Genomic DNA, 18,507 nt, shown 5'->3' with positions numbered 1-18,507 from the left:
GAAGGAGGAAGGAAGCTTGGAAGTACTCGTTAATTTGACATTAAATGGCCTCGCGACAGGAATGCTTATATTCCTTTTGGCAGCAGGGTTAACGCTGATTTTTGGATTGATGGACGTGTTGAATTTTGCCCATGGTGGCTTGTTCGCATGGGGAGCATACAGTGGGACATGGCTCTATGGCGTGACAGGTAGTTTTTTCATTGGCATTGTGGGAGCTGTTGCGACAGGCTTAATACTTGGACTGATAACAGAACGATTTATTATCAAGCCGGTGTATGGAAATCATGTACAACAAATCTTAATAACCCTTGGTCTCATGCTTGTCTTATCCGAATTATTGAAGGTTGTTTGGGGACCGAATCAGCTTTCCTCAACGGCTCCCGACTTTTTGAAAGGGAGTTGGGAACTTGGGGGAATCATCATCATTAAATACCGTGTCTTCATTATTGTTATTGGCCTCCTTGTATTTATGGCTGTTCAGTATGTCTTGAAAAATACAAAGATCGGTCTAGTGGTCCGAGCTGGTGTGATGAACAAAGAAATGGTGCAAGCACTTGGAATTAATATTAAGAAGGTCTTTATGCTTGTCTTTATGGTGGGGGCAGGGATGGCTGCTCTCGGAGGCGTGCTTCTTGGCCCGTATTCTGGTGTCATACATGCAGAGATGGGAATGGAATTTGCCATTCTCGCGTTCATTGTAGTGGTAATTGGAGGCATGGGGAGCTTTCCAGGTTCGATTTTAGCTGCTATTTTAGTAGGCTTGTCTGGTTCATTTATGGCGTATTATGTTCCCGATCTGGCTCTTGCTGCCAATATGTTACTCATGGCTATCGTATTAATATTTAGGCCACAAGGCTTATTTAGGTTGAAGGGGTGAGAGCAGTGAAAGAATATGTTACGAATCGAAAAAATATCATTTATTTTGTCATCGCCTTTCTGCTTCTCCTTTTCCCGTTCATCAATGATTCCCGATCGATCATGATTCTTTTTACACAAGTGTTTATTTTTTCGATTTTTGCGATGAGCTATGACTTACTCCTTGGATTTACTGGAATTGTCTCTTTCGGGCACGCGATGTTTTTCGGGATTGGAGCCTATACGATTGGGATTGTGATGAAGCAATTTGAACCAACTATTCCCTATTTCTTTCTTGCGGTTGGGATAACGGTTGTCATAACAGCTCTTCTTAGTTATTTTGTTGGCTTGTTAACTTTGCGTCTGAAAAGTCATTTCTATGCGATGCTAACGTTAGCCTTCGCCAGTTTGTTTCTAGTACTGGCCGAGAAATGGAGAAGCATGACTTATGGAAATGATGGATTTACATTTCGAACACCTGAAATCTTTAAAGATAGAATGGATTTTTATTTAATCTGTCTTGGTTCTATGATTATTATCTTTCTATTTTTGAATCGCTTTACGTACTCACCAGTTGGGAAGGTCCTTCAAGCGATTCGAGAAAACGAGCAACGAACGGAGTCATTAGGATACAAAGTTCTTCAATACAAAATTATCGCAAGTGTTGTGTCAGGTGTGATTGCAGGTTTTGCAGGAATTCTCTATGCGCTGTCACTTCGTTTTGTGAATACCAGTGTTTTCGCCATGGATATTACACTGGACGCTTTATTGATGACGATCATTGGTGGAGTAGGAACACTAGTAGGAGCAATATTAGGTGCAGGATTGATTGAATTTGCTCATCATTGGTTGACAGAGCTAGCAAAAGTACATTGGATCTTTGAACGGTGGATCATCTTTTTCGGGATTATTTACATTTTAGCCGTCATGTTTTTCCCGCTTGGAATTGTGGGCACATTGCGCAAATGGACACTCAAATCTAAAAAAAAACAGGTACAAAAGTCCGACCAGCAAAAATCAATTAGTTAAGGGGGATGTGCATGGAGCAAACACAAATTGCCTCATTTATTGTTCGCTTCCATTTATCTGAGGTGGAACAAGATTCATATAGAAAGAAATGGCGTATTAAAGTAACTCATGTACAGGAGAATGAGGAAATGTTGTTTGAAACGATTGAGGAAGCAACCCATTTTATGAAAAAGATTGTCGGGGAATCTTAAATTGAGGTGAATGGATTGAATATTGGAATCCGAAGTTTGGCGACTTATATTCCAGAACCATTTTTAACTGGGGAAGATATCGCGAAAAAAGCAGGAATACCTACTATGATTGTGGAAGAAAAAATGGGGATTAAGAGAAAACCGATCCCTGGTGCTGAAGATCATACTTGTACGATGGGAATTATTGCGGCAAAAAAGGCGATTGAGAAGGCAGGGATAGAGCCACTTGAAATCGATCTCGTTATATATATTGGAGAGGAACATAAGGAATATCCATTATGGACTGCTGGTATTAAGCTACAAGAAGAAATAGGTGCGACCAACGCTTGGGCATTTGATGTCGCATTAAGATGCGGTACAACCATCATGGCTCTCAAACTAGCCAAGGATATGATGATAGCAGATGAAAACATCAAGCTTGTTCTTCTCGCTGGGGGTTATCGCAATGTGGACTTCATAGATTACGAGAATCAAAATGTTCGATTCATGTTCAATCTCGGTGCAGGGGGAGGAGCGATTCTTTTACAAAAAGGATTTGATGAAAATGTCGTGTTGGAATCAGAATTGATGACCGATGGAAGCTTTTCTGAGGATGTCGTGGTTGTAGCAGGAGGTACGAAACATCCACTGACGAAGAATAATCTCCACTTGCATCAATTAGATGTCCTCGATCCTGAGGGAATGAAGAAACGCTTAGAGTCAAAATCGATGACGAATTTCTTAAAGGTCATTCGTACATCGCTTAAAAAGAGCGGCTACTCACAAGACGATATTGACTATGTTGGGTTGCTACACATGAAAAGATCGGCACATGAATATGTATTAAGGGAATTAGGATTGTCTTCTGGGCACTCTATTTATCTTGACAATTTCGGTCATATTGGTCAAATCGATCAAATATTGTCACTTGAGCTGGCTGAGCAAGAAGACAGACTTAAAGATGGAAATGTTGTCGTTTTAGTCAGTGCTGGAATTGGCTATGCTTGGGGTGCCACAACCATTCGATGGGGGAAAGCGATATGAAGATGAATGTAGAGATGGAGCTAAAAAAAGTTGAAATCGCCAACGGAGAAACGATTGCTTATCGTGAAAGAATAGGTGGAGAGAAGAAGCTATTGCTCATCCATGGCAATATGACATCATCGAAACATTGGGATTTAGTCATTGAAAAGATCGATCCGAGCTTTAAAATTATCGCAGTTGATCTCCGTGGCTTTGGACACTCAAGCTATAATCAACCGATCCAATCGATTAAAGATTTCTCAGATGATATAAAGCGTTTCATTGAGAGCATAGGTTTAACTGACTTTTCTATTGTCGGCTGGTCAACGGGTGGTGCCGTGGGGATGCAGTTTGTGACTGAATATCCAGGGATATGTGAAAAGCTTGTTCTATTGGCATCCGCTTCGACAAGAGGATATCCATTTTTCGGTCTCACAGCAGATGGTCAAGTCGATTTAAGTATGCGCCTTCAAACATATGAAGATGTGAAAAAGGATAGTAAAACAGTCGCTATTCAAGGCGCCTATGATGCACGTAATCGAGAAGTACTAAAGGCAACGTGGAATATGCTTATTTATACGAAAAACCAACCTGATCCAGTGCTTTACGAGGAATATGTCGATGATATGCTGACACAAAGAAATTTAGCAGAAGTATACCACGCTTTGAATACCTTTAATATCAGCCCCGTTCATAACGGATTGACGGATGGAAGTAATCAAGCGAAAGACATTGTGATCCCGACTCTCGTCCTTCGTGGGGAGCGAGATTTAGTTATTTCTGAAAAAATGGCAGAAGAAATTATGAGTGATCTAGGAGAAAATGCAAGATTTGTAGAACTTAAGGATAGTGGTCATTCGCCATTAGTTGATGATTTAGATCAACTATTACAGGTGATGACAGACTTTTTATCTTAATAAAATTTAAATGGGCAAATTTTGTCGAATGTGAAGTTTGGAGGATGAATGATGAGATTACAAGAAAAAGTGGCTATTATCACAGGGGGGGCTGGTGGCATTGGTTTCGCAGCGGCAGAAACCTTTGTCCGTGAAGGGGCAAAAGTGGCTATTACAGATTTTGATGAGGAGATAGGCAGTGTTAAAGCAAAGATATTGAGGGAACAAGGTTATGAGGCAGCTTTTTTTCAAGTGGATGTTTCGAATAGAAGTAGTGTTGATAGTATGGTTCAAAACGTAATGGAACATTTTGGTGATGTTGATATTTTGATTAACAATGCAGGCATTACAAAAGATGGGATGCTTGCGAAGTTGTCGGTAGACGATTTTCAGAAGGTCATTGATGTGAATCTTACGGGTGTCTTCCATTGTACACAAGCGGTATTACCGATATTTTTAGCAAAAGGAAAAGGCCGGATTATTAATACGTCTTCTGTCTCTGGGGTGTATGGAAATATTGGTCAGACCAATTATGCTGCTTCAAAAGCAGGAATTGTTGGAATGACGAAAACATGGGCAAAGGAGCTTGGTCGAAAGGGAATCACAGTTAACGCTGTTGCCCCAGGATTCATTGCTACGGGAATGACTGCTCAGGTACCGGAAAAGGTGATCGAGCAAATGAAGATGGTAGTTCCACTAGGTCATCTTGGTGAACCGCAAGATATCGCGAATGCCTATCTTTTTCTAGCATCTGATGAGGCGAAATATGTGAACGGCACGACCTTGCATGTGGACGGTGGGATCATGATGTGATGGATGAAAAGTAGCTGCTTTTGGCTACTTTTTTCTATGTAACTGTCTTGTAACCCATTCCAGTTACAATCGATTCATCAAGAAAGAGGGAGAGATTGTGGTGAGGTGGGAGCTGGACTGGTTAGCAAATAGGGCGAGATTAACACCAAATGTAGTAGCCTTGATTGATGCAGAAGAAGAGAATAAATGGACATTTGCCGAACTCAACCAATTGTGTCAGGAAACGGCAAATTGGTTATATAGACATGGGGTAAGGAAGGGGGACCGGATTGCCCTTTTATCTCCGAACAATGTTTGCTACTTTCAGTTACTTTGCGCTTGTATGAAACTAGGTGCAGTATTTGTCCCAATTAATTGGAGACTGTCATTTCATGAGATTGCCTATATTTTGCAGGATTGTTCACCAAAATTAATCGGTTTCCATGAAAGCTTTAAAGAGAATATGGAAAACGAGTTATTTAAGCCATATCAAATCTTTCAATTAAGCGAGCTGGATTTTGAAAAAGGTAGTCTGAGTTGGGATGGAGTGTTGACGCTACAAGAAGAAGAGCCTCTGGCGATTATTTATACTGGGGGGACAACAGGAAAACCGAAAGGCGTAGTGTTGTCACACCGATCGATCATCTGGAATGGAATAAATACGATTATTAGTTGGAATTTAACAAATGAAGATACGACTTTAACGTATATGCCCCTTTTTCATACAGGTGGATTGAATGCTTTATCGATCCCGATTTTAATGGCGGGGGGAAAGGTAGTCATCGCAAATGACTTCAAACCAGAGGCAGCGATCCATAATATAAATGCTCATCAATGTACGATCGTTTTGTTAGTTCCGACCATGTATCAGATGATGGTTGAGACCTCAGCTTTTAAGGAAAATACGTTTGCGTCCATGAAGACTTTTTTATCAGGTGGAGCTCCTTGCCCTCTTGAAATCTATGAAGCCTTTCATAAAAAAGGTATCTTGTTCAAAGAAGGGTATGGGTTGACGGAGGCTGGTCCAAATAATTTTTTTATTGATCCAAAGGATGCGATCCACAAGCTTGGATCGGTCGGAAAACCAATGATATTCAATTCGATCAAACTAATAAATGCGAATGGTGAAGAGCCTCTTGCTAATGAAGTGGGTGAAGTCCTCATAAAAGGGAAACATTCCTTTGAATACTACTGGAATAATAAAAAGGCAACGGCAGAGACGATGAAGGATGGGTGGATTTTCACAGGGGACTTGGCGAAAAAAGATGAGGAAGGCTATTTTTATATCGTCGGCAGAAAAAAAGATATGATTATCACAGGTGGAGAAAATGTTTATCCGCTAGAGGTGGAACATTGCCTTGCTTCCCATCCCCTTGTTGATGAAGTAGCTGTGATAGGTTTGTCAGATAGGAAATGGGGCGAAATGGTCACTGCTTTTGTTGTACTGAAAACGGATGGAGCTCTTTCAAGTGAAGAATTGAAAACCTATTGCTCCTATAAGCTCGGGACATATAAAATTCCGAAAGTCTTTCATTTTTTGTCAGAGCTCCCCAAAACCCATGTTGGCAAAATAGATAAAAAGCGTCTTCACGAAATAGGAATAGAACGATTAGTTAAATGAAAAAAATCGAGCCGAAACGTGCTCGATTTTTTTCATGCATTCATGTTCACCTGATTCTGCTCTTGTGCCAATTCCTGTGTGAGAAACGTTCCTAGAATGAAATTTAATAAAAAAAGTGCCACGAGAAGGAGTAGAACCAGTTGGAAGTTAAGAAGCATGACGATAGGTGAAGCGATGCTTGCGCCTGCTAAAAGAACAAAGGAATAGAGAGTGAGTGCTTTTGCTCGATGAATCCCTCCTAGGGTACCAATCAATGTAATGATCGTGGGAATGAGAAGAGAAATGGAGGCAACAAATAATATCGATAATGCCATTAGGGCAAACAAGCTATGAAAAATGCTCATCGAAATCAAGCTGAGCATGCCGATGACAAAGCCTGTAAACATCGTACGTTCTACACCAAATTTCTCAATCATCCTTCCAGTAAATAAGGAAAGTATCGCACCTGTCAGACCTACTGCACGTAAACTAAAAAGTTGCTCAGGCGAACCACCAAAAAAACGACCAATGGCATCATAAAGAGAGACGAAGGAAAACAGCAGGGTAAAAGTGATCCCGTAACATTTAAGGATTGACTTATTTTTAAGTAAGGAAGTCATAATTGAGAACACAGAACGATTTTCCCGAAGTGGCAATTTTGACATTGGCAAAACGAGTATACTGAGGAGAAAAAGGATAAAATAGCATATCGCAAAAAAATAGTAGACCATATTCCACGTAGATAAAGAAGTAATGGTAGAGCTAATCAATTGACCAAGGATTCCAGCCACTAGAAAGCCTGTATTAAGAAAGACTAGAAGAAGTGTCCTTTTTCTCGCAGAATAGAGATCAAAAATTAAGGCAAAAGCCACTGGGGCAAAACTTCCAAGTGTTAAGCCTTGAAGACAGCGGGCAATATAAAGACTGGTAGTTCCGTCTACCAATCCGACCATTAAGGTTGAACAAGCTGAAGCTAGCATCCCGACTATAATTACATTTCTTCGTCCAAATTGGTCAGAGGCAGGTCCGAAATATAAAAGACCGATGGCATAAAAAAGGGAAAATAAACTTCCCGCCAAAACGACATGACTTTCATGAATGTGTAAAGATTGAGAAACGTTTTCATAAATCGGGATTAAAGTATAAATATTACTGGCCACAAAGATTCCGGTGATGGTCAGTAAGACAGCCGTCAACTTTAATCGAATTTCCACCACAATCACCACCTATCCTACAATATGCTACGATGGAGAATTAGGTAGGTTGTATAGGTGGTTGGACGTTATTTTAAGGTGAAACCTTCTTCTATTAAATATTGCACCGCTTCATTATAGGTAGGAAAGGTTCCATCTAAATTTAGACCAGCATAGATATTCCACATTTCATCCTCATATACGAGAATAAGTGTGAAATTGTCTTCATTAATCCAATATTCCTCTTCTTCCGATTCGCCAACGATGGCAGATTCAACGGTTGATCTCGGAGCGAGTGATTCAATCGATTGTTCGATAATCTTTCGCAGCTTCTGAGCCGAGAAATCACGAATATTGACCATTCCTTTATGGTCAGGATCATATCCTTCAAGGAATTCTGCATAAACAAAGCCGTTCCCGTTAGGATGTAAATGATAGACCACTATCTTTTTCTCAAATGCGCTTTCTTCATAATGGAAATTAACTCGTCCAAGAGAGACGTTGTGACGTGTTAATTGAGGGTAGGATTCACAGATCTGTAGTTTTTCTTCGAATGATAACATGGTGCCTCCATTAAAATTGGATTTTGAATTCGATTCATTATACCATTAGTAGTATGCTTAACAAAGACAGTGGAAATACGAGGTGGTATAACATGACTGAAGGCAGTTATCGTAAAAATATTCAGGCAGGAATAGAAGTTGAAATCGTCCTGAAAAAGGATCAACGAACAGGGAAATTAACAAAAGGAACAGTGAAAGACATATTGACCAATTCCTCCTATCATCCCCATGGAATTAAGGTGAGATTGATGGATGGACAAGTGGGGAGAGTGCAGAAGCTGAACTAAATGTTTTAGCTTTTGAGACTCTAGACAATTCTGGTCATATTCATTTTTTTACCATTGTTAAATGAAGGAAGTAGAAAAAAGAGTTAGATATAATAATAGACTTTATAAATCTCTTTATTATTCAAAAAACAAGCTTTCTTTATAAGAGGTTTGTTTTATAAGACAGACTGTGTATTGAAATAAGTCGTAAGAAACGATTGTTATTTATATCATTTAGAGGAAAAGAATTATACATGAGAATGCCAATTAAAATTGAAAGACTCGAAGAAACATCATAGTGATTTATTCATCCTTAAGACTAACTATTCTATTACTATAAACTTGCTGATTGGAACGGAGGGTGCTTGACTCCTGGGGGATTAGCAGGACAGGTGAAATCCCGCAGGAGCATTCGCGACGAGGAAGTTCACCGCCTGCCCCCCGGAAAGCAAGCACCCGGAGTGGAAATCAGCTATTTTTCTACTTATTCACAAAAAAGAGGTTTTCTTTTATCGAAATACTGTGAAGCTGAACTAAATGTTTTAGCTTCTTTTTGTGTATAAACGTCACGAAATACGAATAGAGTGTATTAAAAGGACAAGCCCAAAATATGAAAAAAGTGTCAGTCTTTGAAAGACGAAAAACCCCTTAATTTTATGGTAAGATGTGAGTAGTCATCATAAGTGAAGTAGTGGGGCTTTTGGGAGGTTAAGAAATGTCTATAAGACTTTTAATAGGTAGATCAGGAACAGGAAAAACGAGCTTCTGCATAAATGAGATGCAGGAAAAAATGAAACATGATCCAAACGGGAATCCGATCATTTACTTAGTCCCTGAGCAAATGACATTTCTATCTGAATATAAATTAATTTCGACACCTGATTTAGGTGGGATGATTCGAACTCAAGTATATAGCTTTTCCCGTTTAGCCTGGAGAATACTTCAGGAAACTGGTGGAATAAGCCGTTATCATATAAATAGTGTCGGCGTTAGCATGCTGATTCGAAAAATTATTGAAGATAAAAAGGAAGAGTTAAAGTTATTTGAAAAAGCAGCAGATAAAAACGGTTTTATTGAGCAAATGGAGATGCTGTTAACCGAGTTCAAACGATATCTTGTAAAACCGGAAGAATTAGCTACAAACGCAGTAGCGAATGACTCAAACGATAAAGTATTACAGGACAAGCTTCATGATTTAGAAATGATATACCAAGCATTTGAAGATGCTTTGTTTGATAAATATATAGATTCAGAGGACTATTTGAAATTACTAGGGGAGCAAATAGCTTCATCAACATATCTACAGAACGCGGCAATTTATATCGATGGATTCTATAGCTTTACCCCGCAGGAATATATGATTATTGAGCAGTTAATGAAGCACTGTAAGGATATGACGATCGCCTTAACTTTAGACAGGCCATTTCATCATGAAGCTCCAGATGAGCTTCATCTTTTTCGTATGTCTGGAGAAACGTGCCAGACTCTTTATGAAATGGCTAATGTTGAAGGCTTACAAGTTGAGGAAATCCTTTTTCAGGAGCAATTTAGATTAGCTCACGATTCTCTACAGCATTTAGAGACCTATTTTGATAGTCGTCCTTCTGTTTCTTATGAAGGGACACCACTGGTGCAATTAGCACAAGCTGTCAATCGAAGAGCGGAAGTGGAAGGAATCGCACGTACGATTCGTAAGCTTGTAAGAGATGAGGATTACCGCTATCGTGATATCGCGATTTTGCTAAGAAATGGTCAGGAATATCATGATCTGATCGAAAATATATTTACTGATTATGAAATTCCTGTATTCATTGACCAAAAAAGAACGATGCTCAATCATCCTTTAGTGGAATTGATTCGCTCAAGCCTAGAAGTGATTAATGGTTTTTGGAGGTATGAGCCTGTTTTTCGTGCCGTGAAAACAGAACTTCTTTTTCCAGAAAAAGAGAATCCGCATAAGCTTCGAGCAAAAATGGATCAGCTTGAAAATTATGTGCTTGAGCATGGAATCCAAGGGGTTAAGTGGACAAAAAAGGATCATTGGAAATATCGTCGCTTTAAAGGATTAGAGTTAGAAAACTTTGCACAGACGGATGCGGAAAAGGAAAGAGAAGACGAGCTGCATGAATTAAGAACAATGATTTCGAATCCAATTCTACGACTAGCAAGGAAATTTAAAAAAGCAGAGACAGGAAGAGAACTTTGTGAAGCTATATATCTATTTTTAGAAGAACTCGATATTCCAGCAAAATTAGAAAACTGGAAATTAAAAGAGGAAGAAGCAGGGAATTTGACTCAAGCGCGAGAGCATGACCAAGCTTGGAACGGAATCATCGAGCTTCTTGAGCAATTTGTGGAAATGCTAGGAGAAGAAGAAATTCCCTTGAAAAAGTTTGCTGCTATCCTTGATGCAGGGATGGAATCACTCCGTTTTTCACTTGTGCCACCTGCTATCGATCAAGTTCTAGTAGCAGACTTAGAGAAATCAAGATTAACAGATATCAAGGTTGCTTTTGTGATTGGATTAAATGAAGGAGTGCTTCCAGCGAAATTTTCTGAGGATGGTCTTTTTGCTGATGAGGAGCGGGAGAGATTAGTTACTCGAGGAATCCAGATTGCTCCTAGCAGTCGAAAGAGATTACTGGATGAGGAATTTCTCGCCTATAATGCCTTCACGACAGCATCGGATCGTGTATTTGTGAGCTATCCTTTGGCTAATGATGATGGTAAGGCATTAATGCCTTCATTGTATATTAATAGGCTTTTAGAAATGTTCCCACAAATTCAGTCTTATCAATATATGCAAGAAATCTCCGAACTTTCTGAGCTGGAACAATTAGAATATATTTCTCATGAGGAGACAAGCCTGTCTCTTTTAACTGCACAACTTCAGCTGAAAAAGAGAAGCTACCCGATTTATGATATGTGGTGGGATCTGTACAATTTTTATGTGACCAATCCAAATTGGAGCGGACGGGCAAAAAAGGTACTTCAAAGCTTGAATTTTAAAAATGAGTCTACTCAGCTTTCTGAGGATACGAGTAAAGAATTATATTCTGACGTCATTCAAGGCAGTGTTTCGCGAATGGAGTTATTTTCCTCTTGTCCATTTTCCCATTTTGCTCAGCACGGTTTGAAGCTGAGGGAACGACAAGTCTTTCGATTAGAAGCACCGGATATTGGGGAATTATTCCATGGTGCCCTCAAATATATCGTGGAAACGGTGATGGTTGGGGAAAAGTCATGGGATAGTATGACACAGAAGGAGATCGAAAAGCTAGCAAAGGAAGCGGTTGAACTTTTAGCTCCGAAACTGCAGCATGAAATCTTGTTAAGCTCGAATCGTCACCATTATATAAAGAGAAAATTAGAAGAGATTATTAAGAGAGCATCGCTCGTCTTGCAGGAGCATGCAAAAGCGAGTGGTTTTGCACCTGTTGGTCTTGAGCTTGGTTTTGGACCTCAGCAGAAGTTACCACCATTAAAGTTCTCATTGCGTAATGGAACAAAGATGGAGCTCATCGGTCGTATTGATCGGGTCGATAAGGCTGAAGACGAAAACGGTGTGTTCCTTAGAATTATGGATTATAAGTCGAGTGCAAAAGACGTGAATTTAAATGAAGTGTATTATGGATTAGCCCTACAAATGTTAACATATCTGGATATTGTTATAGCGAATTCAAAAATGTTAATAGGCAAAGAGGCAGATCCAGCAGGGGTTCTATATTTCCATGTCCATAACCCGCTAGTGAATACGAGTAAAATGTTGACTCTAGATGAGCTAGATGACCAGTTGTTTAAGAAATTTAAAATGAATGGTCTGTTATTAGGGGAAGAAAATATTATTCGCATGATGGATAGAACGATCGATACAGGTGATTCTTCCATTATTGCAGCAGGAATAAAGAAGGATGGGACACTGACGAAGCGTTCAAAGGTGGCGAGTATTGAAGAATTTGACCAGTTAAGGCGTTATGTTCGTCATTTCTATGTGAAAACAGGAAATGCGATTGCAGGTGGGGATGTTCAAATTGCCCCTTATAAACTAAAAGAGCGCAAGCCTTGTACATTTTGCTCCTTTAAATCGGTTTGTCAATTTGATGAATCGTTAGAAGCGAACGATTATCGTAATCTTCCTACCCATTCAAAAGAAGATATCTTACAGATGATGAGAAAGGAGGAGGGAAATGATGAAGATACCAACTAAACCAATTGATGCAACTTGGACTGATGACCAATGGAAAGCAATATGGGCGAGTGGACAGGATATCCTTGTTGCAGCCGCTGCTGGCTCAGGAAAGACGGCCGTCCTTGTTGAAAGAATGATTAATAAGATTATTTCGACGGAAGAGCCAATAGATGTGGACCAACTATTAGTTGTAACATTTACGAATGCCTCTGCCGCGGAAATGAGACATCGAATTGGAGAAGCATTAGAAAAAGCGATTAATAAAAACCCTTCCTCCAAGCATCTTCGCAAACAGCTAAGTCTCTTGAATCGAGCATCGATTTCGACACTCCATTCTTTTTGCTTAGAGGTTATTCGTAAATATTATTATCAAATTGATGTCGATCCAGGTTTTCGCATTGCTGATGAAACAGAAGCACAGTTATTAAGAGATGAAGTGATGGAGGAGCTTCTTGAAGAAGAATATGGCAAAAAGGGAAACGAGCCCTTTTTCGAGTTAGTCGATACTTTCTCAAATGACCGTAGTGATGTCGCTCTTCAAGATATTATTCGTGAAATCTATGATTTTGCCCAATCGAATCCTGCTCCAAGTGCCTATTTGCAATCGATGAAGGAAATGTACGATATAGATGAGGAAATGACGATTGAAGAGCTTCCGTTTGTTGAAGTCCTCTTGTTTGATATCGAGCTTCAATTAAAGGGTGCGAAGGACTTACTAGAAAGTGGCTTACAATTAACGAAGCTACCAGGTGGACCAGCCCCGAGAGCAGAGAACTTCATTGATGATATTCGTATTGTTGATGGCCTCCTTGAAGCGAAGGAAAAGTCATGGGACGAGCTCTACTTACGAATGCAAGCGGAATCCTTTTCAAGAGCGAAGACTTGCCGTGGTGATGAGTATGATAAAGAGCTTCTTGATAAGGGGCAAAAGCTTCGTGATAAGGCGAAAAAAATCGTTCAAACAGTTAAAGATGAGCTGTTTTCTAGAAAACCAGCAAGCTTTATCCGTGACATAAAAGAAATGGCTCCCCATATTCACACCCTCGTTCAGCTAGTGGAAAGCTTTGCTACCCGCTTTGCGGAAGTGAAAAAGGAAAAAGGATTAGTCGATTTTGCTGATTTAGAGCATTTATGCCTGCAAATCTTATCAGCTGAAGAGGGAAAACTTACTCCTTCTGATGCTGCGATTTCCTATCGCAACAAGTTTAAAGAAGTGTTTGTTGATGAGTATCAGGATACGAACATGGTGCAGGAAGCCATTCTCCAGCTCGTTACTAAAGAAGGGGAAGAGCACGGAAATATGTTCATGGTAGGAGATGTGAAACAGTCCATCTACCGTTTTCGTCTTGCAGAACCGAATTTATTTTTAGGAAAATATTTACGCTTTACTCCTAGGGGAGAAGGAACTGGATTGAAAATTGATCTGGCGCGAAATTTCCGTAGTCGTAAGGAAGTACTGGACGGGACGAATTTTCTTTTTAAACAATTGATGGGAAAAACGGTTGGTGAGATTGAATATGATGAAGCGGCTGAACTGGTACAAGGTGCGAGCTACCCAGAAACTGAACATCCGATCGAATGGCTCCTGATTGAGCAGGAGGGCAAGGATTCCGATACGGATGATGATGAGTCGGACGAGCTCCAATTTGATACGTCTGAGCTTGAGCAATCGCAATTAGAAGCTCGAGTGATGGCTGGGAAAATTAAACAAATGATTGCCGAGAGAAAAGAAATTTACAACGGAAAAACAAAATCGACTCGACCAATGATGTATCGAGATGTCGTAATTCTGCTTCGTTCAATGACATGGGCCCCGCAAATTATGGAGGAGTTTAAAGAAGCAGGGATCCCTATCTATGCGAACCTTTCAACTGGATACTTTGAGGCGACAGAAGTCTCCATTATGATGTCTCTTTTGAAAATGATTGATAATCCGTATCAAGACATTCCATTGGCCGCTGTCCTCCGCTCTCCGATCGTTGGCTTGAATGAGGAAGAGCTTGCTCAAGTAAGGATTCAAAAGAAGCATGGTTCTTTTTACGAAGCATTGGAGTTCTTTTGCCAGCAGCGAGCCACATCGGAAACGGAAGAGATTCAAGGAAAGCTGAAGCCTTTTATGGAAAGCCTTCAGGGTTGGAGAAAGAAAGCAAGGCAAGGGGCTTTAGCTGAATTGATTTGGCAATTGTATAGAGATACGAAATTTTACGATTTTGTCGGTGGACTTCCAGGTGGAAAGCAGCGTCAAGCCAATTTGCGTGCTTTGTATGATCGAGCAAAACAGTATGAAAGTACTTCATTTCGAGGCTTGTTCCGTTTTCTGCGCTTTATTGAAAGAATGACTGATCGTGGAGATGACCTAGGGGCCGCTCGTGCATTAGGAGAACAGGAAGATGTTGTCCGGATCATGACGATTCATAGCAGTAAAGGTTTGGAGTTTCCGGTTGTGTTTGTAGCGGGAACAGCACGCCAGTTTAATATGATGGATTTGCGCAAGGCGCAGATGCTTGATAAGGACCTCGGTTTTGCGACTAAGTATATCAATGCAAAGAAGAGAATTTCCTATCCATCCCTTCCTCAGCTTGCCTTTAAGCGGAAAAAGAAGCTAGAAATGCTGGCCGAGGAAATGAGGGTGCTCTATGTTGCACTCACTCGGGCAAAGGAAAAGTTGTTTTTACTATCGTCTGTGAAGGAATTAAATAAATTGCTGGCTGAGTGGTCTAAAGAGTTGGCTAATCGAGAATGGTTGTTAAAGGAATACGATCGAGCTTCCGCCAAAAGTTATTTGGATTGGATTGGTCCTGCTTTAATTAGACATCAAGATGGGGCAGTACTTCGTGATGATGGAAGTCTTGATCCCCTTGTTCCAACAGAAATTAGCGCGCATCCTTCTTCTTGGAAAATAGAACTATTGAAGGCGAATGACTTAACAGTAAATGAAGAAGAGCAAATCGGTGCGGAAGACGATCTAATGGAGCGTGTTTATCAAGGACTGCCAGTTGATGTTCAGTCCGACTGGAAAGAGCGAATTGAAGACCAGTTACGTTGGCAATATGAATTTAAAAGTGCTTCAGAGCATCGTTCCAAACAATCAGTTTCTGAAATGAAACGTCAATGGGAAATGATTGATGAAGAGAGCGGAAAAGATTTGCTCTCATTTTCAAAGCCTGTCCTCAATCGACCTCGTTTTATGCAGGAAAAAACGATTACACCAGCTGAAAGAGGAACTGCGATGCATATGGTTATGCAGCATGTGAATTTAAATGGAGCGATCACAATAGATTCAGTTTCTGCTCAACTTGACGAGATGGTGGCAAAAGAGCTTCTTACTGAAGAACAGAAGCAAGTAATCGATGTAGAACAAATTGTGAAATTTTTTGATTCAGAGCTAGGGATGCGAATGCTAGGGGCACATTCTCTGCAACGAGAAGTTCCGTTCAGTGCCGCCTTTCAAGCTTCTACAGTTTATTCTGACTGGAAAAGTGGAAATGAACCGATTCTTGTTCAAGGGATTATCGACTGTGTATTTGAGGATGAAACTGGATTAGTGCTAGTTGATTACAAAACAGATAGAATTCATGATCGATACAAAGGTGGCTTTGAACAAGCGAAGCCGATACTTGAAGAACGGTACCGCGTCCAGCTCAATCTTTATACCAAAGCATTGGAACAAATATTGAAGAAGCCAGTTACAGAACGCTATTTATTTTTCTTTGATGGTGGGCATGTTTTGAAGATATGATTTGAATGAAAAAGTCCTCATGCACAACTACCCAGCATGAGGACTTTTTCTATTTGGAGGTTTACAAATCAATGTTTACGAAAAGGAATCTTAATTATTGCCGGCTAATGGCTGATCGACAAGGTTCGTATCTAATGTGTTGCTAGCGCTAATAAGATTATTTGTAACGATAAAGCCACCCGTGTTACCAGCTCCAGAGCCTGACATTGATTTTGATGCACTTTTCGGAGAAATAAAGAGGGAATCTCCAAATTGAAGGACTCCTCCTCCTAAATTGATTACTTGAACAGGTCCTACGATTGCAGGCATACCAAACACCCTTTTCTACATGGAATAAACATTCCTAATTTAAATGCCTATTAAAATAGTATGATTTTTAAACAATAATGTTACTGATCACGTTCACGGAGATGGCGAATATGCTTAATTCTCGATTCCATATAGACATTTTTCGTATTTCCAATATGAACAACTGAAGAAGTAGAAACCCCAGTTATATCAATAAAGCCCACTTTAATAATTGGATTTATTGTAAAAGTTTCAAAAGCAACATCTTCAAATATAGGTTCCATTGGGATCGTTTCTGTAAAAATATCAAAATCTGAAAATTTTATTTCATTAGTAAAGAAAATTTCATGTTCACGCTGAACAGCGATTGCCCGAGAAAATGCTTGGATTTGCGAAGAATCTCCGATTTCAAGGGTAGAAACGATGGATAAGGAGTTAATAATAATATGATCAACAGAAGAAGTTCTTTTGTTCAACATGTCGTCATTACCCTTGAGGATTCAATGGTACATATGGACCGATAATGAGAGATTCTGCAGGTGTGTCAAAAATAGAAGAAAGCTGAATGGTTTCGGCATCTCCAATTAAAACAAGTGAGGAGCTTGAAACGGCCTCCACTTGCATAGTACCAATTTTAAATTCTCCATTATGAACTTGTAAATTCATGAAGTTATTCATCCTTTCGAGTAGGAGAGTTAGGGAGATTACTCAAAAAAGCAAAAACGGCGTTCCCAATGTCTTTTTTCATTTGTTCGACAACACCATCAGTGATTTTTTGTGAAGCTTCATCACTACGTTCTTTTTCAGGAATTTGAGCAAGATAGTGATCAATACGACCAGGCAGCTGCTTTTTAAGATCATTTCTAATAAAATCAATATAAGAATCATCGACTTTTATTTGCAACTGTTCTTCGTATTCCTTAATGAGAGAATTTAAGTCCTTATCCAAGTACTCTTCAATCCGTTGATCTAGATCCCTTAGTGGCTTCCACTTCTTTTTCATAGAAGGATTAGTCGTAACATTTTTATTCTGAACTTCGAAATCCTCTATTCCTTCTAAGTCAGAGGGATTTAAGCCAATATTTAAAGTTCCTTCTAACGTTTCAACCTTCAATTGATCAAATTTATATTCGATTGTTCCTACATGTATAGGAGGTTTGGAGCGAACATCCTTCAATTCATCTGATAAACTCTTGACCTTTTTTTCTAACTCGACAATTCTTTTTTCCTGTGCCTCCACAAAACGATGTAGTTTCTCCAAATACGAATAAAATTCGCGGTTCATATTGTTCCACCGCCACCTGCTGGAGGTGCTAAGGGTACGGAAGGAACATGTAGATAGTCTGATTCAATTTCCTCCGGCTTAAGCGGTTCTGGAGCAGGCTCTGTAAAGCCACCTGTATTATACAAATGACTGGATGGTTTAATAATCCCAGCACTTCCAATTTGAAGTACACAGGAATTAGCAAGACTCCCTACTCTAAAATTATTTATGACAATCGATTGTTGAATGTAAAAATTCATAGAATCACACCTTAATAGAGTTCTCCTAATTATTGAAAAGAATACTTTGATCAGCGACATCCTGATCGAACGTATTGGTCGAGCTATAATTGTTATAAACCTCTAAAACATCTCCCGTATTAAATGAACCTGCACCTGCAAAAGTTTTTACAGAGGCAATTGGCATGATTTTGTAGACATCCCCAATGTTAAAAACAGAACTCGTTCCGATAGCATTGACTTGGGCGATCCCAACAATAGCTGGCATATGCAACATCCTTTGTATTTAGGTTTCCTTTCTTATCGTATGTATGATTTGGGCAAATGTGAGAAAAAAGCCCAATATAAAAATAGACGTCGTCTCATACAACATAACATGCTAAAATAAAATTAATTAAGAA

General features: G+C 39.6%; 18 protein-coding genes. 10 read left to right on the top strand and 8 right to left on the bottom strand.

Annotated elements, in window-relative coordinates:
- Positions 1 to 16: 16 nt before the first annotated feature.
- The 7 genes from AA0X71_RS17110 to AA0X71_RS17080 all read left to right on the top strand — a co-directional run bounded on the left by AA0X71_RS17110 (position 17) and on the right by AA0X71_RS17080 (position 6,386).
- Positions 17 to 877 carry a branched-chain amino acid ABC transporter permease gene (locus AA0X71_RS17110; RefSeq protein ID WP_413356514.1) on the top strand — a complete coding sequence of 287 codons (861 nt, stop codon included), beginning with the start codon at positions 17 to 19 and terminating at the stop codon, positions 875 to 877.
- Positions 874 to 1,884 carry a branched-chain amino acid ABC transporter permease gene (locus tag AA0X71_RS17105; RefSeq protein WP_413356513.1) on the top strand — a complete coding sequence of 337 codons (1,011 nt, stop codon included), beginning with the start codon at positions 874 to 876 and terminating at the stop codon, positions 1,882 to 1,884. The genes AA0X71_RS17110 and AA0X71_RS17105 overlap by 4 nt, the downstream gene beginning before the upstream one ends.
- 11 nt (positions 1,885 to 1,895) lie before the next feature.
- The gene (locus tag AA0X71_RS17100; protein ID WP_413356512.1) at positions 1,896 to 2,075 is read left to right on the top strand and encodes a hypothetical protein; all 180 of its coding nucleotides are present in this window, start codon (positions 1,896 to 1,898) and stop codon (positions 2,073 to 2,075) included.
- A 15-nt stretch (positions 2,076 to 2,090) separates the two neighbouring features.
- Positions 2,091 to 3,098, top strand: a complete 1,008-nt coding sequence (locus tag AA0X71_RS17095) for a 3-oxoacyl-ACP synthase (protein ID WP_413356511.1) — start codon at positions 2,091 to 2,093, stop codon at positions 3,096 to 3,098.
- Positions 3,095 to 3,994: an alpha/beta fold hydrolase gene (locus tag AA0X71_RS17090; protein ID WP_413356510.1), complete on the top strand. Its 900-nt coding sequence runs from the start codon at positions 3,095 to 3,097 to the stop codon at positions 3,992 to 3,994. The genes AA0X71_RS17095 and AA0X71_RS17090 overlap by 4 nt, the downstream gene beginning before the upstream one ends.
- 51 nt (positions 3,995 to 4,045) lie before the next feature.
- Positions 4,046 to 4,786, top strand: a complete 741-nt coding sequence (fabG, locus tag AA0X71_RS17085; RefSeq protein WP_413356509.1) for a 3-oxoacyl-ACP reductase FabG — start codon at positions 4,046 to 4,048, stop codon at positions 4,784 to 4,786.
- A 100-nt stretch (positions 4,787 to 4,886) separates the two neighbouring features.
- The gene (locus tag AA0X71_RS17080) at positions 4,887 to 6,386 is read left to right on the top strand and encodes an acyl-CoA synthetase (protein ID WP_413356508.1); all 1,500 of its coding nucleotides are present in this window, start codon (positions 4,887 to 4,889) and stop codon (positions 6,384 to 6,386) included.
- A 32-nt stretch (positions 6,387 to 6,418) separates the two neighbouring features.
- Here the strand turns inward: AA0X71_RS17080 and AA0X71_RS17075 are convergent, their stop codons facing one another.
- Positions 6,419 to 7,579, bottom strand: coding sequence for an MFS transporter (locus AA0X71_RS17075; protein ID WP_413356507.1), 1,161 nt, complete (start codon positions 7,577 to 7,579; stop codon positions 6,419 to 6,421).
- Positions 7,580 to 7,647: 68 nt separating this feature from the next.
- Positions 7,648 to 8,121: a hypothetical protein gene (locus AA0X71_RS17070; protein ID WP_413356506.1), complete on the bottom strand. Its 474-nt coding sequence runs from the start codon at positions 8,119 to 8,121 to the stop codon at positions 7,648 to 7,650.
- Positions 8,122 to 8,213: 92 nt separating this feature from the next.
- Here AA0X71_RS17070 and AA0X71_RS17065 point away from each other — a divergent pair, with 92 nt between their 5' ends.
- The 3 genes from AA0X71_RS17065 (at position 8,214) to addA (ending at position 16,315) form a co-directional block, all read left to right on the top strand.
- Positions 8,214 to 8,408 carry a YwbE family protein gene (locus tag AA0X71_RS17065; RefSeq protein ID WP_413356505.1) on the top strand — a complete coding sequence of 65 codons (195 nt, stop codon included), beginning with the start codon at positions 8,214 to 8,216 and terminating at the stop codon, positions 8,406 to 8,408.
- A 694-nt stretch (positions 8,409 to 9,102) separates the two neighbouring features.
- The gene (addB, locus tag AA0X71_RS17060) at positions 9,103 to 12,594 is read left to right on the top strand and encodes a helicase-exonuclease AddAB subunit AddB (protein ID WP_413356504.1); all 3,492 of its coding nucleotides are present in this window, start codon (positions 9,103 to 9,105) and stop codon (positions 12,592 to 12,594) included.
- Complete coding sequence (addA, locus tag AA0X71_RS17055) at positions 12,578 to 16,315, top strand: helicase-exonuclease AddAB subunit AddA (protein WP_413356503.1); 3,738 nt, start codon at positions 12,578 to 12,580, stop codon at positions 16,313 to 16,315. The genes addB and addA overlap by 17 nt, the downstream gene beginning before the upstream one ends.
- Before the next feature lie 90 nt (positions 16,316 to 16,405).
- On the opposite strand, the gene AA0X71_RS17050 is transcribed toward addA, so the two are convergent.
- The 6 genes from AA0X71_RS17050 to AA0X71_RS17025 form a co-directional block, all read right to left on the bottom strand.
- Positions 16,406 to 16,624 (bottom strand): spore germination protein, encoded by a 219-nt coding sequence (locus tag AA0X71_RS17050; RefSeq protein WP_413356502.1) that lies wholly within the window; start codon positions 16,622 to 16,624, stop codon positions 16,406 to 16,408.
- 80 nt (positions 16,625 to 16,704) lie between these two features.
- Positions 16,705 to 17,082, bottom strand: coding sequence for a spore germination protein GerPE (locus tag AA0X71_RS17045; protein ID WP_413356501.1), 378 nt, complete (start codon positions 17,080 to 17,082; stop codon positions 16,705 to 16,707).
- 7 nt (positions 17,083 to 17,089) lie between these two features.
- Positions 17,090 to 17,269 carry a hypothetical protein gene (locus tag AA0X71_RS17040; RefSeq protein ID WP_019153302.1) on the bottom strand — a complete coding sequence of 60 codons (180 nt, stop codon included), beginning with the start codon at positions 17,267 to 17,269 and terminating at the stop codon, positions 17,090 to 17,092.
- Positions 17,270 to 17,273: 4 nt separating this feature from the next.
- Complete coding sequence (gene gerPC / locus AA0X71_RS17035) at positions 17,274 to 17,888, bottom strand: spore germination protein GerPC (RefSeq protein WP_413356500.1); 615 nt, start codon at positions 17,886 to 17,888, stop codon at positions 17,274 to 17,276.
- Positions 17,885 to 18,127 (bottom strand): spore germination protein GerPB, encoded by a 243-nt coding sequence (locus AA0X71_RS17030; protein ID WP_019153300.1) that lies wholly within the window; start codon positions 18,125 to 18,127, stop codon positions 17,885 to 17,887. The genes gerPC and AA0X71_RS17030 overlap by 4 nt, the downstream gene beginning before the upstream one ends.
- 25 nt (positions 18,128 to 18,152) lie before the next feature.
- Complete coding sequence (locus AA0X71_RS17025) at positions 18,153 to 18,374, bottom strand: spore germination protein (protein ID WP_413356499.1); 222 nt, start codon at positions 18,372 to 18,374, stop codon at positions 18,153 to 18,155.
- Between the last annotated feature and the right edge of the window lie 133 nt (positions 18,375 to 18,507).

The organism is Robertmurraya phoenicis, assembly GCF_047302285.1.
In the GTDB taxonomy this organism is placed as follows: Bacteria; Bacillota; Bacilli; order Bacillales; family Cytobacillaceae; genus Robertmurraya.
Note: the sequence above shows the minus strand (reverse complement) of the source record. Positions and strands in the feature narration are given on the sequence as shown.